Below are 26,050 nucleotides of genomic sequence, written 5' to 3' on the forward strand. Positions count from 1 at the left end.
TGCATGAGTACACCGATCCTTCAATTCGGCACCAGCCGTTTCCTGCTGGCGCACGTCGCGCTGTTCGTCTCGGAGGCGCTGGCGCGCGGAGATGCGATCGGCGCCATCGGCATCGTGCAGACCACCGCCAACCCGGCGAGCCGCGCGCGAATCGCGGCCCTGGCCGGGACCGGCCGCTACCCGGTGCATATACAGGGCCGCGAAGGCGGCCGCGTGGTGGACCGCCGGGTCGAATGCACGGCGGTGCGCCATGCCTGGACGGCCGATACGGACTGGGCCGCGATCCGTCGCGTGGCGATCGGGGAGGCGCGCGTCATCGTCTCGAATACCGGCGACGCCGGCTACGCGCTCGACGAGCACGACTCGGCCGAACTGCTCGCCGACGAGACGAGGGTGCCGCGCAGCTATCCCGCGAAGCTGCTGGTGCTGCTGCATGCGCGCTGGCGCGAGCGGCCAGGGCATGGCGTGTCGCTCTATCCATGCGAGCTGATCGAGCGCAATGGCGACATCTTGCGCGATATCGTGCTCGGCCTGGCCCGGCGATGGACGCTGCCCGAATCGTTCCTCCGCTATCTGGAGACGCATTGCGTGTGGGTGAATTCGCTGGTCGACCGCATCGTGTCGGCACCGCTCGAGCCGGTCGGCGCGGTGGCGGAGCCTTATGCGCTGTGGGCGATCGAGCGACGCGCGGGTATGACGCTGCCCTGCATCCACGAACAGATCGTGCTCACCGACGAACTGAGCCGCCACGCGCGGCTCAAGCTGTTTTTCCTCAACCTCGGCCATACCTGGCTGGCCGGGCAGTGGCTCGGCGAGCGTCGTGCCGAGAATGAAACCGTGCTCGACGCGATGCGCACGCCCCGCGTGCGCGAGGCGCTGGAGAGCGTGTGGCACGACGAGGTGTTGCCCGTGTTCGGCGCGCTGGCCTTGCAGGGTGATGCCCAAGCCTACCTCGACACGGTGCGCGAGCGATTCCTGAACCCCTTCCTCGCGCATCGCATCGCCGACATTGCCGTCAATCACCGGCAGAAGGTCGAACGCCGGGTCTTGCCACTCGTCGAGCTGGCCGAGTCCCTGTCCTTGCCGACGGCGCAGCCGCGCTTGAGGCAAATGCTGGCGGAGCACGGGCTGTCTTCGTCCGGCAAAGGAGTGCTTGCATCATGAAGGATCGCGATCTCATCGCGCTGCACGACGACGACAACGTGGCGGTCGCCATGCGGGCGCTGGAAGCCGATGCGCGCCTGGAACTGAACGGCCGGGCGCTGCGGATCCGCTCGCCCATCCCTGCCGGGCACAAGCTCGCCGTGCGCGATATCGCGCACGGCGAGCGCATCACCAAGTATCGGCAGACCATCGGCATCGCGTTGCGGGACATCGCGGCAGGCGAACACGTGCATGTGGACAATCTCGGCATGCCGCCGTTGCATCGCAGCGAGGCGCAGGCAGCCGCAACGGCCCGGCACGCCGCGCCGGCTCCCCGCGCCGATACCTTCCTCGGCTACCCGCGCGCGGACGGCCAGGCCGGCACCCGCAACTATGTCGGCGTGATTGCCAGCGTGAACTGCTCGGCCACCGTCTGCCACGCGATCGCGGACGCTTTTCGGGGCGATGCGCTCGCGGCCTTCGAGAACGTGGACGGCGTGGTGGCGATCACGCATCAGAGCGGATGCGGCATGTCCTCGGCGGGCGAGGGGATGGACCTGCTGCGCCGCACGCTGACCGGCTATGCGCGAAATCCCAATTTCGCGAGCGTGCTGTTTGTCGGCCTGGGCTGCGAGGTGAACCAGGTGACGGGGCTGACCGAGCAGCTCGACGCGGCGTCCGACCGGCCGGTGCGCACCCTGGTGATCCAGGACGAGGGTGGCGTGCGCGAAGCCGTGGCGCGCGGCATCGCCATCGTTCGCGAGGAACTGGAAGCCGCGAATCGCGCCACGCGCACGCCGGTGCCGGCGTCGCTGCTGAAGCTCGGGCTGCAATGCGGCGGCTCGGACGGTTATTCCGGCATCAGTGCCAACCCGGCGCTCGGCGTGGCGGTGGATCTGCTGGTGCGCAGCGGCGGCACGGCGATTCTCTCCGAGACGCCCGAGGTGTATGGCGCCGAACATCTGCTGACCGAGCGCGCCGCGTCGGCCGAGGTGGCGCGGCGCCTGATGGACAAGCTGCGCTGGTGGGAAGGCTACACGCGGCAGCACGGCGCCGAGATGAACAACAACCCCTCGCCGGGGAACAAGGCCGGCGGCATCACCACCATCCTCGAGAAATCGCTCGGCGCGGTGTCGAAGGCGGGGAGCTCGCCGCTGGAGGCGGTGTACGACTACGCGGAGCCGGTGCGCGGCAAGGGGCTCGTGTTCATGGACACGCCCGGCTACGATCCCGTCTCGGCGACAGGCCAGATCGCCGGCGGCGCGAATCTCGTGTGCTTCACCACCGGCCGCGGTTCGGTGTTCGGCTCGAAGCCGGTACCCACCCTCAAGATCGCCACCACGACCGCGCTGTTCGAGCGGATGCGCGCCGACATGGATTTCAACAGCGGCGTGATCGTCGACGGGACGCTCGACGTCGAGGAGGCCGGCGCGCATCTCTATCGGCTGATCCTGGAGGTCGCCTCGGGGCGCCGGACCTGCAGCGAGGACAACGGCGTGGGCGAGCGCGAGTTCGTGCCCTGGTTGCGCGGCGCGGTGATGTAGCGCGCCGCTTCCAGGCTGGCGGGCGGCAATAGAAGGACCGGGCAGATGCCGTCGCGCCGCGGCATGACGCAGAGCGGGAGCGGCGATCCCGATCTTGCGCTCCTCCCGGCGGTCGGGCCGACGCCGCCTCGGCCCCTCGGCGTCGACCTGTACCCTGCGCGCGGTGCGCGCATGACGCGGCCGCCGCGGCGCGATCACCGATGAATCGAAGATGATCCGAAGCCATGGGGCGATCGCCCCTGGAAAGCATGATCCAGCAGCAATGAGACTGCCGGTCGCAACCTGTCGGTGACCGCGTGACGCGCGAGTTCCTCGCGCACGAATGCAGTCGTTCGCGCCCGATGGGCCCGCCGTGACGCCGGCCCAGACCGGGGAACCGGTTCCTTTTCCTGCCTTTCAGGATCACGCCGCGACAGCACGGCGTGACGCCACCCCCTTTCCATCCTGACTTGCCCGGACCGGGCCCCGCCACGACCGGAGCTTGTCGCGAGCGGCCGTGCGTTCATCGCGTTCCCGCCATCAGGCGCGTGGCGGCGCCGGCGCCGACGTGGGCGGCATGGTGTCGGCCCCGGGTCGGCACGAGGGAACACGAGATGACGTTGGTGGGGCGGGGCGATGTTGGCATCAATTCCATATTGAGGGAATATTATTTATTTTTGGATGCTCGTCATGGAATCGTAATCCTCAGAATGATCGCAATAATGAGGTTCCATGTTCAGATCGGGGCAAGCGCTCGATCCTTGGATGATTGTTTGACAAATCCCGTATTTCGGGATTAGAGTTCATTCCACTTCATTCAAATCTCGAGCGATCGCATGGAAATTCCACAACTGGACGGCGTCGTCGGGACGCAAAGCGGGGCGAGCGTGGTGCTCGCCACGGCGCGCGATGCGGGCGTCGACGTGTGTTTTGCCAATCCCGGCACGACCGAGATGCCGTTCGTCGGCGCGCTCGACGCGGTCAGCGGCGTGCGCTCGGTGCTCGGGCTGTTCGAGGGGGTATGCACGGGCGCCGCCGACGGCTACGGCCGCATGGCGGGCAAGCCGGCCATGACCCTGCTGCATCTCGGGCCCGGTCACGCGAACGGGATCGCCAATCTGCACAATGCGCGCCGCGCCCGCACGCCGATCCTGAACATCGTCGGAGACCACATGCGCGCGCATCTGAAATATGACGCGCCGCTGACCTCCGACATCGAATCTCTCGCCCGTCCGGTATCGGTTTGGTATCGCAGCGTGGCGCGCAGCGAGGATCTCGCCACCGATACCGCCGACGCCATTTCGGCGACGATGGGCAAGCAACGCGGCGTCGCGACGCTCGTGTTGCCGGTGGATCTCCAGTCGGTCGCGGTGGGCCGCACGGATGCGGCACGCGTACACGCGACTAGCGTATCGTTCGACGCCGCCCGGCTCGAGCAGGTTGCGCGCTCGTTGCGTGGCGGCCATCCGGCGGTGCTGCTGCTGGGCGGCCGCGCCCTGTCCGCCCGTGGGCAGCGCGCTGCTGCACGCATCGCGGCAGCCACCGGTGCCCTCTGTTTCAGCGAAACCTTCCCGGCGCGCTCGGAGCGCGGCGGCGGCCTGCCGGACATCGACCGCTTGCCTTATTTCCCCGAGCCGGCGCGCGCCGTGCTTGCCGGCCGGCATGTGGTGCTGGCCGGGGCCCTCGCGCCGGTGACCTACTTCGGCTACGAAGGCATCCCCGGCGAACTGGCCCGCCCCGAGGACATCCTCACGTTGGCCGAGCCCGGAGACGCCGCGGACGAGGCACTGGATGCCCTGGCCGAGCGCATCGGCACACCCCGCGAAGCGGGCGGCGTGGCGCTCGAGCGCTGGCCGGTCGGGGAGGGCGCGCTCAAGCCGGAGGCCGTCGGACGCGTGCTGGCGAATGCCTTGCCCGACGACGCGATTGTCTCGATCGAAGGCGGCACTTGCGGCTACCCGTTCGTGACGGCGTCGGCGCGTGCGCGTCGCCACACGATCCTGACGAATACCGGCGGCGCGATTGGCCAGGGCCTGCCGGTGGCGCTGGGTGCCGCCATTGCCTGCCCGGCTCGCAGGGTATTCGCGCTGCAGTCCGACGGCAGCGCGCAGTACACGATCCAGGCGCTCTGGACGATGGCACGCGAGCGGCTGCCGATCGTCGTGCTGATCGCGTCGAATCGGCGCTACGGGATCCTGCAGACCGAACTCGCGCGCAGCGGCCTGCCGGCCGACACGCCGCACGCCAGCCGCTTGACGCTGCTCGACGACCCGCCCATCGACTGGCTCGCGCTGGCACGCGGCTACGGTGTACCGGCGCAGAGCGCGGGTACGGTGCAGGCGCTTTCCCAAGCACTCGACGACGCGCTCGCGCGCACCGACGGCCCGACACTCATCGAAATGCGCCTGTCCTGAGCGGACTCGCTGCGTTCCCATCAATCGACTTTCACTCTTCCTCGTCATGGATCTGCAACTCAAAGGAAAATCCGCGTTCATCACCGGCGGCAGCATGGGCATCGGCAAGGCGGTCGCGCTGGAATTGGCCCGCGAGGGCGTCAATGTCGCCATCGCCGCGCGGCGCATGGAACATCTGGAGGCCGCCGCCGCCGAGATCCGCACGGCGCTCGCCCCGCTGCGCGCGGCGGCCGGCGCGATCCTGCCGGTCACGCTGGACACCACCGACATGTTGTCCGTCGAAGCCGCGATGGCGGCGTGCGTCGAGCGCTTCGGGCGGCTCGACATCCTGCTGAACGGCGCGGCCCACCCGGGTGGCCTGGTCCGCGCGGAGCTCGAGCACGCGGACCCGCAGGGCCTGCTCCAGGATATCGATATCAAGGTGGTCGGCTATCTGCGTTGCGCGAAGGCAGCCGCACCGTATATGCGGCTCAACGGCTTCGGTCGCATCGTCAATGTGGGCGGATTGACCGGGCGCGGCAGCAAGCAGATCTCGGGAATGCGAAACGTGGCGATCGTCCACCTGACCAAAACCCTGTCGGACCAGCTCGGCCCATTCGGCATCACGGTCAACACGATTCACCCCGGCGTGGTCGAGACGCCGCACATTCACGAACTCTACGAAAAGGAAGCCCGAAAACAGGGGCTGACAGCCGAGGAGGTCGAAGCCAACTACGTGAAGGTCACGCCGATCCGGCGTGTGCTGCAGCCGGAGGAAATGGGCTGGATCGTTTCGTTCCTGGCCTCGCCGCGAGCCGGCTCCATCACCGGCGAGTCGATCGGCTGCGACGGCGGCCTCACGCGCGGCATCTTTCTTTGACACCGGGAGCATTCATGACTTCAACCGTACTGGTGGCCACGGCCGGGCAGGGCATCCTGCGCTCGAATGACGAGGGCGTGACCTGGCATCGCCTCGGCCTGGCCGAGCCGATCGAGTTCGACGGTATCGTGCGCGCGCTCGCCGTGGACCCCGCGACGCCGTCGCGTGTCTACGCAGGCGCGGATGCCGGACTGTGCATCAGCGAAGATGGCGGTGCCCACTGGTTCCGACCCGACAACCTCTTGAACGGGCAGACGGTGTGGTCCATCGCGATCGATCCCGCCAACCCATCGGTGCTCTACGCCGGCACCGGTGCGCCGTCGCGTGCTGCGCTGTACAAATCGGTCGACGCCGGCCTGAGTTGGGTGCGAACCGCACCCGAGTTCCCGGAGTTCTGCTCGGGCGTCAATCGCCCGCGGCTGCTGACCATCTGCGTGGACCCGGACGATAGCCGCAACGTATGGTACGGCGTGGAGGAGGGCGGTGCGTGGCGCAGCCGCGACGGCGGTGCGAGCTGGTCGCGCGTGGACGGCCCCGGCAGCGCGATCCGCAACAGCGACATCCATGCGATCGCCGTTCTGTCCGCCGTTCAGGGCAGGCCGAAGACCACCGTGCTGCTGACCGTGAACGCGGTGCATGTCAGCGAGGACGATGGCCTGACCTGGGACGGCAAGCTTTCGCGGGATCGCTTCGACGGTCTGTATTACACGCGCACGGTGGTGCAGTTGCCCGAGCCCGGAGGGGACCTGCTGATGGCGATCGGTGATGGCACGCCGGGCACGCGCAGCCGCATCTACCGCTCCGCCGATCGTGGCAAGGCATGGCAGGAAACGGATCTTCGCACGCCGCCCAATTCGACATTCTGGGCCTTCGGCGTTCATGCGGCGCAGCCCGGGCTGGTTTATGCGGGCACCAAGTATGGCCACCTGTTTTGCTCGCGCGACGGCGGCCGCAGCTGGGTCAAGGTGTGGCGCGATTTCAGCGAGATCACCGCGCTGGCGTGGACGCCGTTCGAGGCGCCGCTCGTCGCGCACGCGCAATCCACCCATTGAGCGGAGCTAGCGATGATACCGTCCGAGTTCCGGAAACTGGCCGACCGGGCCGATGCCAGCGGCTTGCCCTTGCCGAGCCCGCGCATCCAGCGCACGCACCTGTCGCTGTTCGTGCGCGACCCGCTGCGCTCGAGCCGGTGGTATGCCGAGGTGTTGGGCATGGCGGAGACCGCGCGAGGCGAGCAATGGGTGTTCATGTCCTTCGGGCAGAAGCACCACGACATCGCACTGATTCGCGCGGCCTCCGACGCGGAGCTCGGCACCATCGGGTTGCAGCATTACGGCCTTGAAATCGCCGGCGGCCTGATCGAATTGCGTCGCCTGTACGGCATGCTGATCCGCCGCAGGGTGCCGATCGTCAAGATTACCGATCACAAGGTGGGTATCGGCGTGTACTTCCTCGATCCCGACGGCAATCGCCTCGAATTCTTCTGCGAGACCGTTACCGACGACGAGGAGGGCAAGCGGGTTCTAAACCGTTACAACGCACCCAGCGATCCCACGAGCCTCGATCCCCTGTTCGACTGAGGTGTCGGTCATCCAGCCTCCCGATCGACTGGTTTTTATATAGGAATGCAGATGAAAAAGTCGGAAAATTTCGCGGGATTTCATATCCGCAAGTGGTACACGCAGATCGAGGATTCCCTCGCGAACGAATCCGGGCAGATCGCGGATGGCGAGCCCTTGCGCAAGATCGTGATTGCCGCGGCTGTCCACAATCCCTATGCGGGGCGGTTCAGCGAAAACCTCGATGAACTGGTGCGGCCGTCGCCGGCGCTCGGCGAGGAATTCGCACGGCGCATCGCGGCACTCGCGGCGGACCAGCCCGTCCAGAGCTACGGCAAGGCGTGCCTGGTCGGCTCCGCCGGCGAATACGAACATGGCAATGCGTTCCTCACCTCGATCTTCGCGGAGCCGATCCGCAGGGCGCTCGGCGGCGGCAAGGCCTGGGTGCCGTCGAGCGGCAAGCGCGGCCCGATCAATACCGTGATCGATGTGCCGCTCGCGCACAAGGACGCGCTCTATGTGCGCTCGCATTACGACACGGTGAGCTGCCTCTTTCCCGATGCACCGAACGACGACGAGGTGTTGGTGATCTTCGCGTTCGCGACGCGTGGACGCCTACATGCCCGGCTCGGCGGCCTGAAGGCCAGCGAGATCGTCGGCAGGGACGGCCTGGTGTGAGTGCCGGCGCGCCGTGGAGACGACATGATGGATAGGAGCGCCGTGAAGGAGGGATGGATCGAGAGCGACGGCTTGCGTCTGCGCCACGTGAGCTGGGGGCGCGAGGATGCGCCCAGCCTGGTGATGCTGCACGGCTTGCGCAGCTACGCGCATACCTGGGAGCCGGTCGCCGACGCGTTGGCCGATCGCTATCGGGTGGTCGCGCTCGACCAGCGCGGACGCGGGCGAAGCGACTGGGATCCGCGGCGCGACTACTATGCGAAGGCCTATGTGCGCGATCTCGAGGGGCTGGTGGCAGCGCTGGACCTGCAGCGGTTCGTCCTGGTCGGGCATTCGATGGGGGGCGCCAATGCGTTCGTCTACGCGGCCGCCTGGCCGGAGCGCCTGGCCGGCCTCGTGATCGAGGACATGGGGCCCGGCGCCTCGGTCGGATCATCGGGATCGCAGCGCATCAGGCGCGAGCTGCTGGAGACGCCGGAGGCGTTTTCCTCGTGGGACGAGGCGCGCGCGTTCTGGCGCCGCCAGCGTCCGAACCTCACGGAGGCCGCACTTGCCTCCCGCCTCATCCATTCGCTGAGAGAGTCGGAGCCGGGGCGCATCGCGTGGCGGCACGACGCCGCCGGCATCGCCGCTGCCCGGCTCGGCGCCTCGCCGCAGCAACTAGTCGACCTCTGGCCGCTGGTGCGTGATCTGCAAGTGCCGACGCTGCTGCTGCGCGGCGGCGATTCGGATTTCCTGTCGGCAGGCGTGGCCGACGAGATGGCCGCCGCCAACCGCTGGATCGAACGGGTGGATATTCCGCGCGCGACCCACTACGTGCACGACGACCAGCCTCTTGCCTTCAATCGTGAATTGCGTGCCTGGCTCGATCGCCTCGACGATCGGACATGGCGTTCGGGAGCCTGACGCATGATGGATAGCCCACCGAACCGTACCTCGGTCGCGATCGTCGGCGCGGGCCCGAACGGGGTAGCGATGGCTAACCTGCTCGGCCTGTATGGCATCGAGACGGTGATCCTCGAGAAGACGGAGCAGATAGTCGAGTTTCCCCGCGCGGTCGGCATCGACGACGAGGCGCTGAGGCTGTTCCAGACAGTCGGATTGGCGGACGAGTTGAGCCGGGACATCATCCAGAACGTGCCGCTGCGCATGTACAAAGCGAATGGCCAGTGTTTCGCCGACATTCGTCCGACCACTCGCGTGTTCGGTTGGTGGCGGCGCAACATCTTCATGCAGCAGTTGGCCGAGCGCACCCTGCGCGAGGCGCTGGCTCGCTATCCGCACGTTTCGCTGCGCACCGGCGAGGAAGTGATCGGCCTTCGCCAGGACGAAAACGGCGTGACCTTGCAGGTGCGTCTCGGCGACGGGCGCCACCACACTCTCATGGCCGACTACGTGGTGGCGGCCGACGGCGGGCGCAGCCCGCTGCGCGAGATGCTGGGCGTCAGGCTGGCGGGTACCACGCATCCGATGAAGTGGCTGGTGGTCGACGTGAGGAATGCCGGACTCGACCAGCCGTGCACGGCGTTGAACTGCGATCCCCGGCGCCCGAACGTCTGCATTCATCTCCCGTTCGATTTCCGGCGCTGGGAATTCCTGGTGTTCCCGCACGAGGACGAAGCGGCCATCGCGTCGCCGGAGTCGGTGCGTGCGCTGATCGCGCCTTACGTCGAGGATGTGGGCCGTCTGGAGATCGTGCGGGCCAGGACCTATACCCACCATTCCCGCATCGCCGAGCGCTTCGTGGTCGGTCGCGTGGCACTGGTGGGAGATGCCGCCCATCTGACGCCCCCCTGGATCGGACAAGGCCTGAACACCGGCTTGCGCGACGTGGGCAACCTCGCCTGGAAGCTGGCCGGAGTCGTCAACGGAACGTGGCGACCCGAGGTGATCCTGAGCTACGAAGCGGAGCGTCACGACCATGCGAAAGCAATGATCGAGCTGGCGGACGCCTTCGGCGCGATGCTGATGCCGACCAACCGACTGGTCGCTTTTCTGCGCGATCGCTTCCTCGGATTCACGCGCTATGTACCGGGCCTGAAGGACTATGTCGTACAGATGCGCTTCAAGCCGATGCCGAGCTACCGGCGCGGCGTCGTGCTGCCGGGGGGATCGGACGCGGTGGGCACGATGTTGGCACAGCCCGACGTCGAAACCGCCGACGGAACGCGATGCAAGCTCGACGAGGTGCTGGGACCCTGGTTCTCGATCCTTGGCTGGCGCTGCGATCCGCAGGCCGGCATGAGCGCGGAGGACCGCGCCTACTGGAGCTCGTTGGGGGCGCGATTCGTGCAGGTCAGCCGCTCGCGCAGCGGCCCCGGGCGCGCGGCGCGCCTGAGTAGCGAACATGGCAGCGTGTGCGTCGAGGACGTGGACAACGCGCTGGCGGCGTGGTTCGACCGGCATCCAGGCCCCCTGGTGGTAGTGCGCCCCGACCGTTATGTGGCGGCGCAGACGGATGTCGCCGGAATGTCCGGCGTGACGGCGGCATTCCATGCGTTCGCGCCGGTACGAAGGGAGGAAGCACATGTTTGTTGAACAACGCACCTACACCCTGGTGCCGGGCAGCGTGCCGGAATATCTGCGGGTGTATGCCGAATGCGGGAGGCAGGCCCAGGAGCGAGCGCTCGGCGCGATGATCGGTTGCTTCTCGAGCGAGATCGGACCGCTGAACCAGCTGGTCTATCTCTGGGCCTTCGAATCGCTGGACGATCGCGCCAGGCGGCGCGCCGTGCTGATGGCCGATCCCGAGTTCAAGTCGTTTCGCGGCAAGGTCCGGCACCTGCTCGTCAGGCAGGACAACCAGATCCTTCGACAGGAGATCGCCGGGCGGCTGTCCGAGTCCCATCTGCCGTGAACCGATCATCCATCGACCAGGCCCATACCGTGCCGTCTCCTGCGAGGTATCCGAATTGATTCCGCTCACGCCGCGGGCGTCCCGCATGGCATCCGATCCGTCGTCGGACTATGCCTCCTTGCACTTGTACATCGACGGCCGATTCCTGGACGCGGACGGTCGCCGCACGCAAGCGGTGCTCGATCCGGGCACCGGCGGCGTGCTCGGCCAACTGCCGCACGCCATGCTGGGCGACATCGACGCGGCCGTCACCGCCGCGCACCGCGCGTTCGCCGCCTGGCGGTGCGAATCGCCGCTGCTGCGCTCCGAGATCCTGCGCCGAGCCGCGCGATTGGTGCGCGAGCGGTGCGCTGAAATCGGCCGCCACATCACCATGGACCAGGGCAAGCCGCTGCACGAGGCGATCGCCGAGGTGAGTTCGTCGGCCGAGCAGCTCGAATGGCATGCGGAGGAGGGCCGCCGCATTTACGGCCGGATCGTGCCGGCGCGTCTGCCCGCCGTCACGCAGACCGTGTTGCGGGAGCCGATCGGCGTATGCGCGGCGTTTTCGCCCTGGAACTTCCCGTTCAGCCAGGCCGTCCACAAAATCGCGGCCGCGCTCGCCTGCGGATGCACGCTGGTGCTGAAGGGCCCGGAGGAGTCGCCGAGCGCGATCGTTGCGCTGGCACGCATCTTCCACGACGCCGGCTTGCCCGCCGGCTGCCTGAATATCGTCTGGGGCGTACCGAGCGAGGTCTCCACGCGTCTGATCGAGTCGCCGCTGGTGCGCAAGATATCGTTTACCGGGTCGGTGCCGGTGGGCAAGCAGCTGGCGGCGCTGGCCGCGGCGCACATGAAGCGCATGACGATGGAGCTCGGCGGGCATGCGCCGGTGATCGTGTGCGCCGACGCGGAGGTCGAACGTGCCGCGACGATGCTGGCCGCCTACAAGTTTCGAAATGCCGGACAGGTTTGCGTGTCGCCGACGCGATTCTTCGTGCAGCGTCCGGTGTTCGACCGCTTCGTCGCCGCCTATCTCGAGGCGGTCGGCAAGATCCGGGTCGGCTACGGGCTCGACGAAGGCACCACGATGGGGCCGCTCGCGCATGCGCGACGCGTGGCCGCCATCGAGGCCTTCGTTGCGGATGCCAGGGCGAAAGGCGCGGAGATCGCCGCGGGCGGCGCGGCGTTGCCGGGTCCCGGGCACTATTTCGCGCCGACGGTGGTGCTTGCCCCGGCGCGCGATGCGCGCCTGATGAACGAGGAGCCCTTCGGCCCGATTGTGGGGATCGTGCCGTTCGACGTACTCGATGAGGCGCTCGACGAGGCGAATCGCCTGCCGTTCGGGCTCGCGTCCTATGCCTTCACGACTTCGCTGCGCAACGCGCATCGGATCGGCAGCGCGCTCGAGGCCGGCATGGTCAACATCAATCACTTCGGCATGGGGCCGGCGGAAATTCCGTTCGGCGGGGTGAAGGACAGCGGCTTCGGCAGCGAGGGCGGTACCGAGACCTTCGACGGCTACCTGGTGACGAAATTCATCACGCAGCTGAATTGACCAGCCCCGCGTGGGCCTGTTGGTGCCCGGTGCGCAGTTGCGCGACGCCTCAGGTCGCCGCTCCGATCCGGGCGGTCGCCTCGATCAGCAGGTTGCCCAGCACCTGCTCGTCGAACAGCGCGAAATGGTCGGCCCGGAAGATCAGCGACAGGCTGCTGTTGATCTCGCCGCTGCTGGCGGTTCGAATCGGTGAGGCGATGCCGACGAAGCCCTCGTCGAGTTCGCCACGGGAGATGCAGTAGCCGGTTTCGACGATCTGCTGGCAATGCTTCCAGAACCGCGGCCAGTCGGCCGCGAACTCGCCGAGCTCGATATTGCGTCGCTCGTGCAGGCGCTTCAGACGCGCGCGAGAGAGTGCGGCCACGATCACCTTCGAGGAGGCGCCCTGGAACAGCGGCATGATGCGCCCGCGGCCGAAGCCCAACTGCAGGTTTTCCGCGCCGGTTTCGTGCATCACGTTGATGATCTGCTCGTCGAATATCGTCGAGACCAGCGCGTCGCCGCCGGTGACCTGGACCAGCTTCTGTATGACCGGTTTCGCTGCCGTGAGCGTCGGGTCCGACTGGCGCATGTTGTAGTCGAGATGGATGATGCGCGGGCCCAGCGTGTAGCGGCCGTTGTTGCCGACCAGCAATCCAACCGAAGCCAGTTCCTTGACGTAGCGGTAGCACGTGGTGCGCGAGAAGCCCAGGCGCTCGGCGATCTCCTCGGCCGTCAGCGAAGTCGCGGAGGACGAGAAGACATCGAGGATGGACAGCATTTTGGTCAGGCTCGACATGACGTGATCCGGGATTCAGGCAGCTCGTGGCAGTGGCGCGGAAAAATCGGGGCGCGGCTGGCGTCAGCGGACCGTGCGGCGCCGCGCGTAGTCTAACTGAAGTCGTCCGGGCGGCGCGAGCGGCGAGTCGGCCCAGGCTCCGATCCGACGCATCACAAGCCGGTCTTCCTGGTCGACCAGAGGCGGTGGCGGCCGCGTGCGCGGCGTTCAGGAGGTGAGATTTGAAGAGGAACGATCGATGAAGACATGGGTCCGGATGTTGGCCTGGTGCGGATGCGGAGCCGTCGTTCCAGCGTTTGCCCAGTCGAGCGTGACGCTCTACGGGTCGCTGGACGTGGGCGTCACCTATACCAGCAACCTGGCCCAGGCATCCCGCGCGGGGCATCAGTTGGCACTGCAGGCGGGCGTGTCGCGCAACGACGTGTGGGGGCTGACGGGCAGGGAAGCGCTCGGCGACGGCAACTTCGCCGTGTTCCGGCTCGAAAGCCAGTTCCAGTCCTCGGACGGCACCTCGACCGTGCCGGGTTCCGCGTTCAGCTCGCAGGCGTATGTGGGACTGAGTGGCGAATGGGGGACCGTGACGCTGGGGCGGCAATTCGATTTTGTCGGCGATCTGATGCCGGCCTTCGCTATTGGCGCGAACACGCCGGCCGGTCTGATCGCGTGGGGGCTGCCTGCGAATGCCGCTGCCGGCGGCGCCCTGGACAACCGCGTATGGGGCGTGCAGGTCGACAATGCCGTGAAGTACCTGAGCCCGACGCTCGACGGCTGGGCGCTCGGCGGCATGTGGGGGTTCGGCGAGGTTGCCGGCACGCTCGCGCGCGGCAGCGCGCGCAGCGTGATGTTGTCTTACACACGGGGTGCTTTCAGCGCCGCGCTCGCCTATTTCGGCCAGCACGACGTGGCCGCCGGCGGCAATCTGCGCAACCTCTCCGGCGGCGCAGGCTACGACTTCGGCCGGTTCCGCTGCTTCGGCATGGTGTCGGACGTGCGCATCAGCGACACCGAAGCGTCGCGGGCCACCAGCTACGAGGCGGGCCTGGTTTTCGCCCTGCGGCCCGCGCTGCAGCTCGGTGCCGGTTTCCAGTTCCAGCAGCGCGGCGGAGCCGGCTCGGCCAGCCAGATCAGTCTGACGGCGGACTATTCCCTGTCGAGGAGAACCGATGTCTACGCGGTGATCGCACGCGGGCACGACAGTGCCTATGGCGCTCGAATCGAGGCCGCGCTCGGTGGCGCGGCCGCCGGTTCGTCGCAGAGCGTGATGCGCATCGGCCTGCGCCACTCATTCTGAAGGCGGCGCAGGCATGGGCTCAGAATCGATGCATCATGCCGACGCGCAGGGCCAGCTGATTGCGTCCGGACGATTGCGCGGCCGTGCCGAGCACATGCGCGTAATCGAAGTCGGTGCCGGTGCTGCCGGCAGCATGTTGATACGCGCCCTGGATGTAGGTCGAGGTTCGTTTGCTGAGATCATAGTCGAGCATCATCGACAGTTGTTGCCAGCTCGGCGAGCCATTGCCCGTGACGGTGTCGACGTGTGCCCGCGTATAGGTATAGTCGGCGCCGAACCAGAAATCCGGCTGGAAGAAATATTGGCCGTTGACCTCGAAGTTGTCGAACTTCCAGGCGTTCTGCGAGCGCGCCGCCGGCTGGTTGGTGAAGTAGAGATTCGATTCCGGGTCGTCGACGTCGACATGCGAGTAGGCGGCGGACAGGGTCAGCTTGTCGCTCACCTTGTAGGACAGACCCGCATCGATATTCTGCTGGGCGCTGCCGCTGAAGACCGTATCGTCGCTCGACAACGCGCCGGCCGCCGTGGTGCCGCCGCTGTTCGACTTCAGGTAGGCGACGGCGGCGGACAAGGCGCCCATCTGATACTGGAGCGCCGCGCTGTAGACGCGGTTGCGGACGAAGCTGCCTGCCTGGTTCGAGAATCCGTAGAGCACCTCACCCTTGAAGCCGGCATATGCGGGCGACACGTACTTGACGCTGTTCTGGATGCGATAGTCCCAGTCCGCATTGTCATTGTCGTACGGGTGGGCGCCGAAGTCGCCCAGCCAGTTGCCGGTTGCCGTGAATGTGCTCCACATGTCGAGCGTCGGATCGTACTGGCGGCCGAACGTGAGCATGCCCATGCGTTCCGAGTCGAGGCCGACGTAGGCTTGCCGGCCGAACATCCGAGACGTCACGCCGAGCGCTCCCGTGTTCGTGTTGAAGCCGTTCTCGAGTTGAAAGATCGCCCTGGTGCCGCCGCCGAGGTCTTCCGCTCCCTTGATCCCCCAGTTGCTGCCGACCGTGTCGCCGCTGACCGCCTGGTAGGCGCGACTGCCTGCCGCGTTGCTCGTGAAATTGACGCCCTCGTCGATCAGCCCGTACAAGGTCACGCTGCTCTGCGCGTGGGCCATCAGGCTGAATCCCATGAGGCCGGCGGCCGACAGGGCCGCAATCATCTTCTTCATCATTGATCTCCAGGTGGGGAAGGTATGCCATGCACTGCCGCCTTCTCATGACCGGGACTTGCCCGACACGCGATGCGGAGGAAATTTGTTTTGTATAACGAATTGATAACGGGAAAATAAATCGAGCCGCTGGAACAACGCGGCTCGAGTACGGGTAGCGATGCCGTGGCGGGGCCGCCTCACAGCATGCGGCGCAGCACGTCGTTTTCTCGGTTCGGATCGAAGAAGCGGTGTTTCAGCGCGCCCATGATGTGCAGGACGATGAGGGCGAGCAGGGTATAGGCGAGGGTTCGGTGCAGCCACTGGAATACCACGAACCAGTGGTCGTTCTTCGGCAACAACTCGGGGAGGCGGAAAAAGAAGAAGGGCACGCCGTCGCTCTGCGTGAACGTGCTGGACATCGAGTAACCCATCAGCGGGACGATGATGGCCAGTGCGTACAGCAGGTAATTGGCGAGCCTGGCGAGCCGCCTGTCCAGGCTCGGCAGGCTGGCCGGCAACGGCGGCAACGGCCTGCCCGAGCGGATCGCCAGTTGAGTCAGAACCAGCAGCAGCGTGAGCACGCCGAATTCCTTGTGGGTCGGGTAGTACCAATCGAACTTGGCGGGCAGGTTGTCGTCGAGCCGGACCATGGTCCATCCGGTCCAAAGCTGCGCGCCGATCAGGATTGCCCTGGCCCAGTGAAGCAGCCGCATCGTGAGCGGGTATTTGTTGACTGCGTGTGCAACGGACGGGTTTTCCATTTGGCTTGCCTTCCCTGATGCGAGATTGAGAAACGCGGGACGCCGGCTCCGGCGCGCGGCGCCCGCGGCCGTCGGCGTGGGCGCCGAGGCCGGATGGCGGTCCAGGTGCCCCCATGGAACGCATGCGCCGCTCCCGGGCATGCCGTACGGATCCGTAGGGGCGAGGCCGCTCAGGCGATCGATCGCGCATCCGCGCAGCATTCCTGGAGCGCCTCGCGCAGCGTCGTCGCGATGAGGTCGGCTTCCTCGGGCAGCAGCGTCAACGGAGGCGACATCACGACCTTGTTGGCGATCGCACGCACCAGCACGCCGCGCTTGCGGGCCGCATCGGCCACGCGCGCCGCGAAACCCCTGGCCGGGTCCAGTGGGGCGCGGCTTGCCTTGTCGACCACCAGGTCGAGCGCGAGCATCAGGCCCTTGCCGCGCACGTCGCCCACCGTCTCGAATGCGCTCTTCAGGGGCATGAGCGATTCCAGCAGGCGCTGGCCGACTCGCGCCGCGTTGCCGGGAAGATCCTCGGCTTCCACGATGTCCAGTACCGCGAGCGATGCGGCGCATGCGAGCGGATGCCCGCTGTAGGTATAGCCGTGCATGACGACGTGCGAGAAGCCCGCCCCCTGCTCGATGGCGCGCGCGACCCGCCCGTTGTACAGCGTCGCGCCGAGTGGCACGTAACCTGCCGAGATGCCCTTGGCCAGACAGAGGATGTCGGCGGCGACGCCCCAGCCCCGGCTGCCCAGCATGCTGCCGGTGCGGCCGAATCCCGTGACCACCTCGTCGGCGATCATCAGGATGCCGTGTAGATCGCACACGGCGCGCACTCGCTTCCAGTAGTCGGCGGGAGGCACGATCAACCCGCCCGCGCCCTGCACCGGTTCCGCCACGAACGCGGCGATGGTCTGAGCGCCATGGAAGGAGATGGCTTCCTCGAGTTGCCGGATGCAGTGGTCGACGAGTTGTTGGGGATCCTCGCAGTTCCACGGATTGCGATACAGCCAGGGGGTATCGAGCAGCACGCAGCCGGGCAGCAGCGGGCCGTGATTGTAGTGGTACACGCCGTTGCCGCCGATCGACGTGCCGCCCATATGTACCCCGTGGTAGCCGTTGCGCAGCGACAGGAATTTCGTCCGGGACGGCTCGCCCGCTGCGACCCAGTACTGGCGAGCCATCTTCAGCGCGGTTTCGATGGCGTCGGAGCCGCCGCTTCCGAACATGACCCGTTGCATGTCCTCCTGCTCGAACATCGCGCAGAGGCGGTCCGCCAGATCGTATACGCGGGGATGCGCCACGCCGTCGAATGTCTGGTAGTAGGAGAGCTGGTCCATCTGGCGTGCGATGGCGGCCTTGACCTCGGGCCGGTTGTGCCCGACGTTGACGTTCCACAGGCCGCCGACGCCGTCCAGCATGCGGTGGCCCGTGACGTCGTAGACATGATTGCCGTCGCCGCGCTCGATGATGACGGTCGGGGTGGTATGCCCGGCGGCAGCCGAGCTCATGGGATGCCAGAATCGTTTCTGTCGCTGTTGATAGTCCATGATGTCTTTGTCAAGAAGTGTGGGAATCGATCGGGACACGGTGTGCGTCGTCGATCACAGGGCCAGGGTGATGGTTTTTTCCTCGAGGTAGGAATCGAGCGCGGCCTTGGACAGGTCGCGTCCGATCCCGCTCTGCTTGGTGCCGCCCCACGGCAGCCGGGCGTCGATCGGGCTCCAGGCATTGACGGCCACCGCGCCCACATCGAGCCGCTCGGCGACGCGATGCGCGGTGTCCAGGTCCTGCGTCCACACCGAGGCGGACAAGCCGAACGGCGTGTCGTTGGCGATCCGGATCGCTTCGTCTTCGGTGTCGAAGGGCATGACCATGCCGACCGGCCCGAACACCTCCTCGCGGGCGATGCGCATGTCCGGATGCACGCCTGCCAGGATGGTCGGTCTCATGAAGCAGCCGCTCGCCGGCACCTGCTCGTCGCCGGCGAGCATGACCGCGCCTTCGGCCAGTGCCGCCTCGACGTGCGCGCGAACCCGAGCGAGGTGGCCGGCATTGATGAGCGCGCCCATTTGCACACCGGGTTCGGAAGGCGGGCCGATGCGGATTGCGCGGGCCGCTTCGGCGAGCCGCGCTTCGAGCTCCGGTGCGATCGAGCGGTGCGCGAGCACGCGCGAGCCGGCGGCACATGTCTGCCCCTGATTGGCGAACATGCCCGCCATCAGGGACGGAATCGCGCGCTCGAGATCGGCGTCGCGGAACACGATCTGCGCGGCTTTTCCACCGAGTTCGAGCGTGACGCGCTTGAAGCTCCTGCCTGCCTCGCGGGCGATCGTGCGGCCCACCTCGGTGCTGCCGGTAAAGCTGACCTTGCTTACCAGCGGATGCGCGACCAATGCCGCGCCGACTTCCGAGCCGAAGCCGTGAACGATGTTCACGACGCCGTCGGGAAATCCCGCCTCGCCCACGAGTTCGCCGAGCCGCGACAGCGCCAGCGGCGTGTCCTCCGAGGGTTTGACGACCACCGTGCAGCCTGCCGCGAGGGCCGGGGCGAGTTTCCACGCCGCGATCATCAAGGGCGCGTTCCAGGGGATGATCTGCGCGGCCACGCCCACCGGCACGCGCCTCGTGTAGTTGAGTGTCGGACGTCCCATGAATCCGTCGGTCGGGATCGTGCGGCCCTCGAGCTTGTCGGCCCAGCCGGCGAAGTAGCGCAGCGTGTCGATGCACATCGGGATGTCCATCATGCGCATCTCGGCGAGAGGGCGTCCCTGCTCGACGGCCAGCAGTTCCGCCAATGCATCGCGCTCGCGCTCGACGAGTTCCGCCAGGCGCAGCAGCCAGCGGGCGCGGGCCGCTCCGCCGGCGCGCGCCCAGGCCTCGTCGTGCAGCGCGCGATGCGCGGCGCGCACCGCGCGATCGACGTCCTCGGCGCTCGACGCCGCTACGGCGGCGACGCTGTCTCCTGTCGCCGGCGCCCGTTTCTCGAAGGTGCGGCCGGCAGATGCCGCGATGTGTCGGCCGCCGATCAGGTTCTGAATGTTCATCATGATGTCCGTGTTTGCCAGGGGAGAGTCGAAGGGCCGGGCCGGTGAAGGCTTGCATGCTCCGGCGTCGACGTCGCGTCCAATGTAAGTCGATGAAATGGTGGGTCTTGTCCGCTTTCGGCAATCCCGTCACCCGATCGCGATAGGGATTACCCGGTACGCGGACACGCCGGCGCGACGCAGCGTGCGTCGCGGCGACGAGTGCGTGTGTCGGGAAGTGGGACGTGCCCGCGGCATCGGCCGCGGCGAGGCCTGCCGGACGCGGGCTACTGGACGGCGCGTCCGAGTTCGCGGTACAGGTCGGGGTCGCTGCGCTTCAATCGCAGCGCGGCGCGGATGCCGAGCGCGCCCACGGCGAGCAGGAAGTACGGGAACATCGCCACCCAGGCCGAATCCGAGCCGCTCAGCACGGGCAGGTTGCGTACCACCAGCACGAGGCAGCCGCCCAGCGCGACGATGCTCGACAGCGGTGAGATCAGGCGATGTAGCAGGCCGGTGTCGCGATGGTCTCGCGCGAAGAAGGCAATCACCGAGGCCGCCACCAGGATCTGCACCATGATGATGCCGATCGTGGCCAGCGCGCTCATCCACGAGAATACGATTGCGAAGGGGTCGAGGCGGAACACGGCGGAGCCGGCAATGGCCGTGAGCGCGATCAGCGTCTGCACCTTGCCGGCGACGTCGGGGCAGCGATGCACCGGGCAGGTCCTGCCGAGCTCGCGCCACAGTACGCGCTCACGGCCCATCGCGTAGAAGTAGCGCGTGATGGTGTTGTGAAACGACAGGATGGCCGCGAACAGGCTCGTGACGAGCAGCACGTTCATGGCGTCGGTCGCGACGCCGCCGAGCATCCGGCCGCTCACGGCAAACCACAGGTTGGCCGGATCGTGAGCCGCTTGCGCGGCGATGCGGCCCTCTCCCCACGCTTCGACGATCGCCCAGGACGAGATCGCGTAGAACACCATGATGAGGATCACGGCCAGATAGGTGGCACGCGGAATGGTGCGTTTGGGGTCGCGGGCCTCCTCGGAGAAGATCGCGGTGGCCTCGAAGCCCATGTAGGAGCCGAGCACGAACACGAGCGCGGTGCCCAGCCCCGGGGTGAACACCAGCGAAGGGCTGAACGGCTTGGCGCTCAAGCCGCCGGTGCTGGCGCCATGTATCACGATGGCCAGATCGAGCAGCATCACGATCGCGATCTCGCCGAGCATCAGCATGCCCAGCAGGCGGCCGCTGAACTCGATGCGCCGCGCGCCGCACACGTGCACGGCTGCGGCGCAGGCCCCGGCGAATACCCACCACGGAATGTCGATCCCGTAGCGCTGCTGGATGCCGCTGTTCAGGAAAAAGCCGAACATGCAGTAGATCGCGATCTGCACGGCGTTGTATGCAACGATCGCGACGAAGGCGCTGCCGACCCCGACCGGGCGGCCGAGGCCGTTGGCGATATAGGCATAGAACGCGCCGGCATTGGAGATGTGCCGGCTCATCGCCGCGTAGCCGATACTGAAGATCAGGTACATCAAACCCGCCAGCACGAAGACCCCGGGCACGCCGGGACCGTTGCCCAGCGAGAACGCCGCCGGCGTGGCGCCCACCATCGCGGTGAGCGGTGCCGCCGCGGCGACGACGAAGAACACGATGTGCGACAGTCCGACGGCGTTCCTGCTGAGTCCTGCCTCGGACCGGGGTGACGATTCGTTCATGAGTAGTTCCGCTGACCGGATCGTCCGTCAGGAATCGACACCGGCATGCCTGGTCAAGGTCCCTGCGCCGCGGGTCGATTCCCGCGATCCGGCAAGCGATGCCGCCGGCCGCCGGCGACGCAGGTCTGCGCTTTGACGGCTGCCCGTGAGGTACATGGGGAGCCGACGAGAAAATCTAAGGCGTCGAAAAAGCGGACGTTGTCCGCTATCGGCAATCCGCGCATGCCGCATGCCAGGGATTTACCCGTATCCGGGCCGGATGGCGCACGGTGCTGGCCTTGACGGAAGCGTCAGCTCAGTCGCGGGGTGTGCGACGGCAGTTCGTGGAAGTGCTGCTGGTAATAGGCGGAAAAACGCCCGAAGTGACAAAAGCCGAATTGGGCCGCGGCGTCGCCGATGCGCATCGTCTCGGGGGTCGTCATCAGGAAGCGTCGCACCGCATTCAGCCGGATCGAGCGCAGGTAGGCCGTCGGCGTGGTGCCGACCACATTCTGAAAGCTGTATTGCAGCGTGCGGCGGCTGATCCGTAGATGGTGGCAGAGATCGATGACCGTCGGCACCTCGTCGCTTTCCAGGGCGATCTCCTGGCTGCGTCGCACGATGTAGCTCTGCGTCGATGCCGATGGCAGCGCCCCGGCATCCGCGTCTTCGGATTGCACGAGGTCGAGCAAGATGCCGACGACGCAGTCGGCCAGCAGGCGCTCGTCGAACGCATCGCGCGCCGTCAGCGAACCGCTGTCCAATGCCTGGCGCAGCACGTCCTCCAGGCCGTCCAGGGCGCGATGGTAGCGCGCGTTCGAAATGGGGAGTACCGGCTGCTTCAGGATGCGGGCCGGCAGCTTGGCGAGTTCGTCGAGTTCGCGCTCGGCCGTGAGCGCGCAATCGATCGTGAAGGCCAGCACTTCGGTGTTGCAGGGCAGATGCGCGACGAACTCCTCGCCGCCGCGCAGCGTCAGCAGGCTCGGGCGCTCGACGGTGCGCCCTTGCACCACGGGTGCAACCGCGCTTGCGATCGGCAGCGCGAAACAGAGTCGGTCGCGCGGCGCCAGCCCATGTTGCATCACGCGCAGGTTGATGCGTTCGCGAAAAACGTGAAAGCCCTGCCCGGCTACCTGGCGCAGGGTGGTGGTGGCCGTGCCGGGGCTGATCTGGTCGTAGTGCTGCGACCAGTCGACCACTGCCTGGGAGTGGAGGAACACATCCGAGAAGTACCGTGTTTCAGCATGCAGGTTCATGGTGTGGCCGATGCGTCCTTCTCACATTCGGTGCCGGCCGAGGCCGCCTCGTGCCGTCCGCTCTCGCCCGGCGCGCAGCGGGCAGTCCGCGGGGGCGCCGGAGGATCATATCCAAAAAAAAACCCAGCTGATGGCCGTTCGGGATGACCACTTGCCTCTTCGCCGGACCTTGCCTGGCCAAAGCGCGAGCGGCAGCAAGGAAAATGAAATGAAAACAAAAATACGGGATACTCATTAAATATACATCTATTTTTTATTGATTATTGTCTAATCATTCCATCATTAGGGATTGATTGAAAAAAAGGGGGGCGTGCTGCCGCGCGCTGCAGCCTGTCGCGCTCGCGCGGGGCATGGTGCGCTGTGCCGGACGAGTGGGCCGGCTCGATCCGGTGTTGCGCTGCTGTTCCGAAACGCAACAACTTCGCATGTCGTCAACAGCGGCGATCGGGCCGTTTCGCCGCGCTGCCTTGCCTGGCGGGGCTGTTTCGCCTGGTACGGTTCCTGCAAGGGAGTGTGTGGCATCCGCAATGCCCCACATAACCTTGGAGACGACATGAGCTACCTGAGCATCGCCGATCGCACCGACAGTTTCTTCATTCCCTGCGTCACCCTGATCGGGCCCGGCTGCGCCCGCGAGACCGGCACGCGCGCCAAGTCGCTCGGCGGGAGCAAGGCGCTGATCGTGACCGACGCCGGCCTGCACAAGATGGGCCTGTCCGAACTGATCGCCGGCTACCTGCGCGAAGCGGGCCTGCAAGCCGTGATCTTCGCGGGCGCCGAACCCAATCCCACCGACATCAACGTCCACGACGGCGTGACGCTGTACCAGCAGGCAGGCTGTGATTTCATCGTGTCGCTGGGCGGCGGCTCCTCGCACGATTGTGCGAAGGGAATCGGCCTCGTCACGGCCGGCGGCGGCCACATCCGCGATTACGAAGGCGTCGACAAATCCAGCGTGCCGATGACGCCGCTGATATCGATCAATACGACAGCGGGCACGGCCGCGGAAATGACGCGTTTCTGCATCATCACGAACTCCAGCAACCACGTGAAGATGGCGATCGTCGACTGGCGCTGCACGCCGCTGATCGCGATCGACGACCCCCGGCTGATGGTGGCGATGCCGCCGGCCCTGACCGCCGCCACCGGCATGGACGCGCTGACCCACGCCGTCGAGGCCTATGTCTCGACGGCGGCCACGCCGATCACCGACGCCTGCGCCGAGAAGGCGATCGAACTGATCGGCCAATGGCTGCCGAAGGCGGTGGCCAACGGCGAATCGATGCAAGCGCGCGCGGCCATGTGCTACGCGCAATATCTCGCCGGCATGGCGTTCAACAACGCCTCGCTGGGTTACGTCCATGCCATGGCGCACCAGCTCGGCGGCTTCTACAACCTGCCGCACGGCGTGTGCAACGCGATCCTGCTGCCGCACGTCTCGGAGTTCAACCTGATCGCCGCGCCGGAGCGCTTCGCGCGCATCGCCTCGCTGCTCGGCGAGCGCACCGAGGGCGTATCCGTCAACGATGCCGCCGCCTCCGCGGTGGCGGCGATCCGGCGCCTGTCCGCTTCGGTGGGCATTCCGTCCGGCCTGGCCGGGCTCGGCGTGAAGGCCGGGGACCACGAGCTGATGGCGACCAACGCGCAGAAGGACGCCTGCATGCTGACCAACCCGCGCAAGGCGACCCTGCCCCAGGTGATCGCGATCTTCGAAGCGGCCATGTAGGCCCGTGCCTGCCTCGCCGGCCCGGCCGCGAGGGAGCGTTCTCCATGCGCGAGGCCCGCGCGCCGCGGATGTGGCGCGCGGATTGCCCGCGCCACATCCGCACAACAGGAATGCACATGAATCCGTTCGACCTCGAGCGCCACGGACTCGACATCGAGTATCCGTATCGTTCGCGCTACGACAACTACATCGGCGGCAAGTGGGTGCCGCCGCTGGGCGGCGAGTATTTCGACAACCTGTCGCCCATCAACGGCAAGGCCTTCTGCAGCGTGCCGCGTTCGGGCGCCGCCGATATCGATCTGGCGATCGACGCCGCGCATGCGGCGCGCCGCAAGTGGGCCAGGACGTCCGCGGCCGATCGGGCCAACCTGCTGCTGGCCGCCGCCGATCGCATGGAAAGGAACCTGCGCATGCTCGCGGTGGCCGAGACCATCGACAACGGCAAGCCGCTGCGCGAGACGATGATGGCCGACCTGCCGCTCGCGATCGACCATTTCCGCTATTTCGCGGGCTGCATCCGCGCGCAGGAGGGCGGCATCTCCGAGATCGACGAGCACACCGTCGCCTATCATTTCCACGAGCCGATCGGCGTGGTCGGACAGATCATTCCCTGGAATTTCCCGCTGCTGATGGCGGCCTGGAAGCTCGCGCCGGCGCTCGCCGCGGGCTGCTGCGTGGTGATCAAGCCGGCCGAGCAGACGCCCGCCTCGATCCTGGTGCTCATGGAGCTGATCGGCGAGCTGTTCCCGCCCGGCACGCTGAACGTGGTGAACGGTTTCGGCAAGGAGGCGGGCGAGGCGCTCGCCACCAGCAAGCGCATCGCCAAGATCGCCTTCACCGGCTCCACGCCGGTGGGCAAGCGGATCCTGCACGCGGCCGCCGACAACCTGATCCCGTCGACGGTGGAGCTGGGCGGCAAGAGCCCGAACGTGTTCTTCGCCGACGTGCTCGACCGGGACGACGCGTTCCTCGACAAGGCGCTCGAGGGCTTGGCGATGTTCGCGCTCAACCAGGGCGAGATCTGCACCTGCCCCTCGCGCGTGCTGATCCAGGAATCGATCTACGAGCGCTTCATCGAGCGGGCGATCGCGCGCGTGGAGCGCATCAAGGGCGGCAACCCGCTCGACCTCGACACGATGATCGGCGCGCAGGCATCGCGGCAGCAACTCGACAAGATCCTGTCCTACATCGACATCGGCCGCGAGGAGGGGGCGCGGTGCCTGACCGGCGGCGGCCGTGCCCAGCCCCACGCGGAACTCGACAGCGGCTTCTACGTGCAGCCCACCATGCTGCTCGGGCACAACCGGATGCGGGTGTTCCAGGAGGAGATCTTCGGGCCGGTGGCCTCGGTGATGACCTTCCGCGACGAGCAGGAAGCCATCGAGATCGCGAACGACACCTACTACGGGCTCGGCGCGGGCGTCTGGACGCGCGACGGCGCGCGCGCCTACCGCATGGGCCGGGAGATCGAGGCGGGCCGGGTCTGGACCAACTGCTATCATCTGTATCCCGCGCATGCGGCCTTCGGCGGCTACAAGCAGTCGGGCATCGGACGCGAGACGCACAAGATGGCGCTGTCGAATTACCAGCAGACGAAGTGCCTGCTGGTCAATTACCAGCCCGACGCGCTCGGTTTCTTCTGATGGAAGACGCGCGCGTCCGCGAGGGGGCGCCGCATGCGTGAGGAACTCGTCGCGGCGTGCCGTCGGCGAGCCGCCGCTGCGGGCGGCGCGCGAAGCGTTCGCCCCGGGCGCTTGCGGGGCCGCCGGCAGCACGTGGTCGCGACGGCGCCCATGCGGCA

Annotated in this window: 21 protein-coding genes; 14 read left to right on the top strand and 7 right to left on the bottom strand. The window is 67.0% G+C overall.

The genetic code is table 11. The features are described from left to right. Positions 1 to 3: 3 nt before the first annotated feature. The 11 genes from FB600_RS25865 (at position 4) to FB600_RS25915 (ending at position 12,570) form a co-directional block, all read left to right on the top strand. Positions 4 to 1,164 (top strand): mannitol dehydrogenase family protein, encoded by a 1,161-nt coding sequence (locus FB600_RS25865; RefSeq protein ID WP_145757574.1) that lies wholly within the window; start codon positions 4 to 6, stop codon positions 1,162 to 1,164. After that, the gene (locus FB600_RS25870; RefSeq protein WP_145757573.1) at positions 1,161 to 2,687 is read left to right on the top strand and encodes a UxaA family hydrolase; all 1,527 of its coding nucleotides are present in this window, start codon (positions 1,161 to 1,163) and stop codon (positions 2,685 to 2,687) included. Before FB600_RS25865 ends, FB600_RS25870 begins: the two co-directional genes overlap by 4 nt. A gap of 815 nt (positions 2,688 to 3,502) precedes the next feature. After that, complete coding sequence (locus tag FB600_RS25875) at positions 3,503 to 5,080, top strand: acetolactate synthase large subunit (RefSeq protein WP_098151761.1); 1,578 nt, start codon at positions 3,503 to 3,505, stop codon at positions 5,078 to 5,080. 46 nt (positions 5,081 to 5,126) lie between these two features. Continuing rightward, on the top strand, positions 5,127 to 5,939 hold the full coding sequence (locus FB600_RS25880; RefSeq protein WP_145757572.1) for an SDR family NAD(P)-dependent oxidoreductase: 813 nt from the start codon (positions 5,127 to 5,129) through the stop codon (positions 5,937 to 5,939). Between the two features lie 14 nt (positions 5,940 to 5,953). After that, the gene (locus FB600_RS25885; RefSeq protein ID WP_098151763.1) at positions 5,954 to 6,991 is read left to right on the top strand and encodes a WD40/YVTN/BNR-like repeat-containing protein; all 1,038 of its coding nucleotides are present in this window, start codon (positions 5,954 to 5,956) and stop codon (positions 6,989 to 6,991) included. A 12-nt stretch (positions 6,992 to 7,003) separates the two neighbouring features. Beyond that, entirely contained in the window at positions 7,004 to 7,519 is a 516-nt protein-coding gene (locus FB600_RS25890) for a VOC family protein (protein ID WP_098151764.1), read from the top strand. Positions 7,520 to 7,570: 51 nt separating this feature from the next. Continuing rightward, positions 7,571 to 8,176, top strand: coding sequence for an amino acid synthesis family protein (locus FB600_RS25895; protein WP_098153164.1), 606 nt, complete (start codon positions 7,571 to 7,573; stop codon positions 8,174 to 8,176). A gap of 27 nt (positions 8,177 to 8,203) precedes the next feature. Continuing rightward, positions 8,204 to 9,082 (top strand): alpha/beta fold hydrolase, encoded by an 879-nt coding sequence (locus FB600_RS25900; protein WP_098153165.1) that lies wholly within the window; start codon positions 8,204 to 8,206, stop codon positions 9,080 to 9,082. Positions 9,083 to 9,085: 3 nt separating this feature from the next. Next, entirely contained in the window at positions 9,086 to 10,714 is a 1,629-nt protein-coding gene (locus tag FB600_RS25905; protein ID WP_145757571.1) for a bifunctional 3-(3-hydroxy-phenyl)propionate/3-hydroxycinnamic acid hydroxylase, read from the top strand. Next, on the top strand, positions 10,704 to 11,033 hold the full coding sequence (locus tag FB600_RS25910) for an NIPSNAP family protein (RefSeq protein ID WP_047837908.1): 330 nt from the start codon (positions 10,704 to 10,706) through the stop codon (positions 11,031 to 11,033). The genes FB600_RS25905 and FB600_RS25910 overlap by 11 nt, the downstream gene beginning before the upstream one ends. 85 nt (positions 11,034 to 11,118) lie before the next feature. After that, positions 11,119 to 12,570 carry an NAD-dependent succinate-semialdehyde dehydrogenase gene (locus tag FB600_RS25915; protein ID WP_186023397.1) on the top strand — a complete coding sequence of 484 codons (1,452 nt, stop codon included), beginning with the start codon at positions 11,119 to 11,121 and terminating at the stop codon, positions 12,568 to 12,570. A gap of 49 nt (positions 12,571 to 12,619) precedes the next feature. On the opposite strand, the gene FB600_RS25920 is transcribed toward FB600_RS25915, so the two are convergent. Next, complete coding sequence (locus FB600_RS25920; RefSeq protein ID WP_098151767.1) at positions 12,620 to 13,348, bottom strand: IclR family transcriptional regulator; 729 nt, start codon at positions 13,346 to 13,348, stop codon at positions 12,620 to 12,622. Between the two features lie 238 nt (positions 13,349 to 13,586). Here FB600_RS25920 and FB600_RS25925 point away from each other — a divergent pair, with 238 nt between their 5' ends. Further along, positions 13,587 to 14,639 carry a porin gene (locus tag FB600_RS25925; RefSeq protein WP_145757570.1) on the top strand — a complete coding sequence of 351 codons (1,053 nt, stop codon included), beginning with the start codon at positions 13,587 to 13,589 and terminating at the stop codon, positions 14,637 to 14,639. A 19-nt stretch (positions 14,640 to 14,658) separates the two neighbouring features. Here FB600_RS25925 and FB600_RS25930 read toward each other — a convergent pair whose 3' ends face one another. From FB600_RS25930 to FB600_RS25955, 6 genes are all read right to left on the bottom strand, one after another. Then, a complete protein-coding gene (locus tag FB600_RS25930; protein ID WP_145757569.1) occupies positions 14,659 to 15,807 on the bottom strand; it encodes a porin in 1,149 nt (382 codons plus the stop codon). A 179-nt stretch (positions 15,808 to 15,986) separates the two neighbouring features. Beyond that, entirely contained in the window at positions 15,987 to 16,550 is a 564-nt protein-coding gene (locus FB600_RS25935) for a cytochrome b (protein WP_098151770.1), read from the bottom strand. A 170-nt stretch (positions 16,551 to 16,720) separates the two neighbouring features. Beyond that, positions 16,721 to 18,085, bottom strand: a complete 1,365-nt coding sequence (locus FB600_RS25940) for an aspartate aminotransferase family protein (RefSeq protein WP_098151771.1) — start codon at positions 18,083 to 18,085, stop codon at positions 16,721 to 16,723. Positions 18,086 to 18,139: 54 nt separating this feature from the next. Next, entirely contained in the window at positions 18,140 to 19,585 is a 1,446-nt protein-coding gene (locus FB600_RS25945; protein WP_098182633.1) for an aldehyde dehydrogenase family protein, read from the bottom strand. Positions 19,586 to 19,848: 263 nt separating this feature from the next. Further along, the gene (locus FB600_RS25950; RefSeq protein WP_017918300.1) at positions 19,849 to 21,288 is read right to left on the bottom strand and encodes an APC family permease; all 1,440 of its coding nucleotides are present in this window, start codon (positions 21,286 to 21,288) and stop codon (positions 19,849 to 19,851) included. A 290-nt stretch (positions 21,289 to 21,578) separates the two neighbouring features. Beyond that, the gene (locus FB600_RS25955) at positions 21,579 to 22,523 is read right to left on the bottom strand and encodes a helix-turn-helix domain-containing protein (protein ID WP_043216233.1); all 945 of its coding nucleotides are present in this window, start codon (positions 22,521 to 22,523) and stop codon (positions 21,579 to 21,581) included. A 553-nt stretch (positions 22,524 to 23,076) separates the two neighbouring features. Between FB600_RS25955 and FB600_RS25960 the strand changes: the two genes are divergently transcribed. Both FB600_RS25960 and FB600_RS25965 read left to right on the top strand, forming a co-directional pair. After that, positions 23,077 to 24,249, top strand: coding sequence for an iron-containing alcohol dehydrogenase (locus FB600_RS25960; RefSeq protein WP_047837901.1), 1,173 nt, complete (start codon positions 23,077 to 23,079; stop codon positions 24,247 to 24,249). 116 nt (positions 24,250 to 24,365) lie between these two features. Then, a complete protein-coding gene (locus FB600_RS25965) occupies positions 24,366 to 25,892 on the top strand; it encodes an aldehyde dehydrogenase family protein (RefSeq protein WP_105821546.1) in 1,527 nt (508 codons plus the stop codon). Positions 25,893 to 26,050 lie beyond the last annotated feature (158 nt).

This window comes from Burkholderia sp. SJZ089, assembly GCF_007828315.1.
Taxonomy (GTDB): Bacteria; Pseudomonadota; Gammaproteobacteria; order Burkholderiales; family Burkholderiaceae; genus Burkholderia; species Burkholderia gladioli.

Bases quoted from the DNA above. Each gene is read 5' to 3' on its own strand.
- FB600_RS25915 (WP_186023397.1), top strand. From the start codon at position 11,119: ATGGCATCCGATCCGTCGTCGGACTATGCCTCCTTGCACTTGTACATC.
- FB600_RS25910 (WP_047837908.1), top strand. From the start codon at position 10,704: ATGTTTGTTGAACAACGCACCTACACCCTGGTGCCGGGCAGCGTGCCG.
- FB600_RS25965 (WP_105821546.1), top strand. From the start codon at position 24,366: ATGAATCCGTTCGACCTCGAGCGCCACGGACTCGACATCGAGTATCCG.
- FB600_RS25900 (WP_098153165.1), top strand. From the start codon at position 8,204: ATGGATAGGAGCGCCGTGAAGGAGGGATGGATCGAGAGCGACGGCTTG.
- FB600_RS25945 (WP_098182633.1), bottom strand. From the start codon at position 19,585: ATGATGAACATTCAGAACCTGATCGGCGGCCGACACATCGCGGCATCT.
- FB600_RS25905 (WP_145757571.1), top strand. From the start codon at position 9,086: ATGATGGATAGCCCACCGAACCGTACCTCGGTCGCGATCGTCGGCGCG.
- FB600_RS25930 (WP_145757569.1), bottom strand. From the start codon at position 15,807: ATGAAGAAGATGATTGCGGCCCTGTCGGCCGCCGGCCTCATGGGATTC.
- FB600_RS25870 (WP_145757573.1), top strand. From the start codon at position 1,161: ATGAAGGATCGCGATCTCATCGCGCTGCACGACGACGACAACGTGGCG.
- FB600_RS25865 (WP_145757574.1), top strand. From the start codon at position 4: ATGAGTACACCGATCCTTCAATTCGGCACCAGCCGTTTCCTGCTGGCG.
- FB600_RS25925 (WP_145757570.1), top strand. From the start codon at position 13,587: ATGAAGACATGGGTCCGGATGTTGGCCTGGTGCGGATGCGGAGCCGTC.
- FB600_RS25875 (WP_098151761.1), top strand. From the start codon at position 3,503: ATGGAAATTCCACAACTGGACGGCGTCGTCGGGACGCAAAGCGGGGCG.
- FB600_RS25950 (WP_017918300.1), bottom strand. From the start codon at position 21,288: ATGAACGAATCGTCACCCCGGTCCGAGGCAGGACTCAGCAGGAACGCC.
- FB600_RS25895 (WP_098153164.1), top strand. From the start codon at position 7,571: ATGAAAAAGTCGGAAAATTTCGCGGGATTTCATATCCGCAAGTGGTAC.
- FB600_RS25885 (WP_098151763.1), top strand. From the start codon at position 5,954: ATGACTTCAACCGTACTGGTGGCCACGGCCGGGCAGGGCATCCTGCGC.
- FB600_RS25960 (WP_047837901.1), top strand. From the start codon at position 23,077: ATGAGCTACCTGAGCATCGCCGATCGCACCGACAGTTTCTTCATTCCC.
- FB600_RS25880 (WP_145757572.1), top strand. From the start codon at position 5,127: ATGGATCTGCAACTCAAAGGAAAATCCGCGTTCATCACCGGCGGCAGC.
- FB600_RS25955 (WP_043216233.1), bottom strand. From the start codon at position 22,523: ATGAACCTGCATGCTGAAACACGGTACTTCTCGGATGTGTTCCTCCAC.
- FB600_RS25890 (WP_098151764.1), top strand. From the start codon at position 7,004: ATGATACCGTCCGAGTTCCGGAAACTGGCCGACCGGGCCGATGCCAGC.
- FB600_RS25940 (WP_098151771.1), bottom strand. From the start codon at position 18,085: ATGGACTATCAACAGCGACAGAAACGATTCTGGCATCCCATGAGCTCG.
- FB600_RS25935 (WP_098151770.1), bottom strand. From the start codon at position 16,550: ATGGAAAACCCGTCCGTTGCACACGCAGTCAACAAATACCCGCTCACG.
- FB600_RS25920 (WP_098151767.1), bottom strand. From the start codon at position 13,348: ATGTCGAGCCTGACCAAAATGCTGTCCATCCTCGATGTCTTCTCGTCC.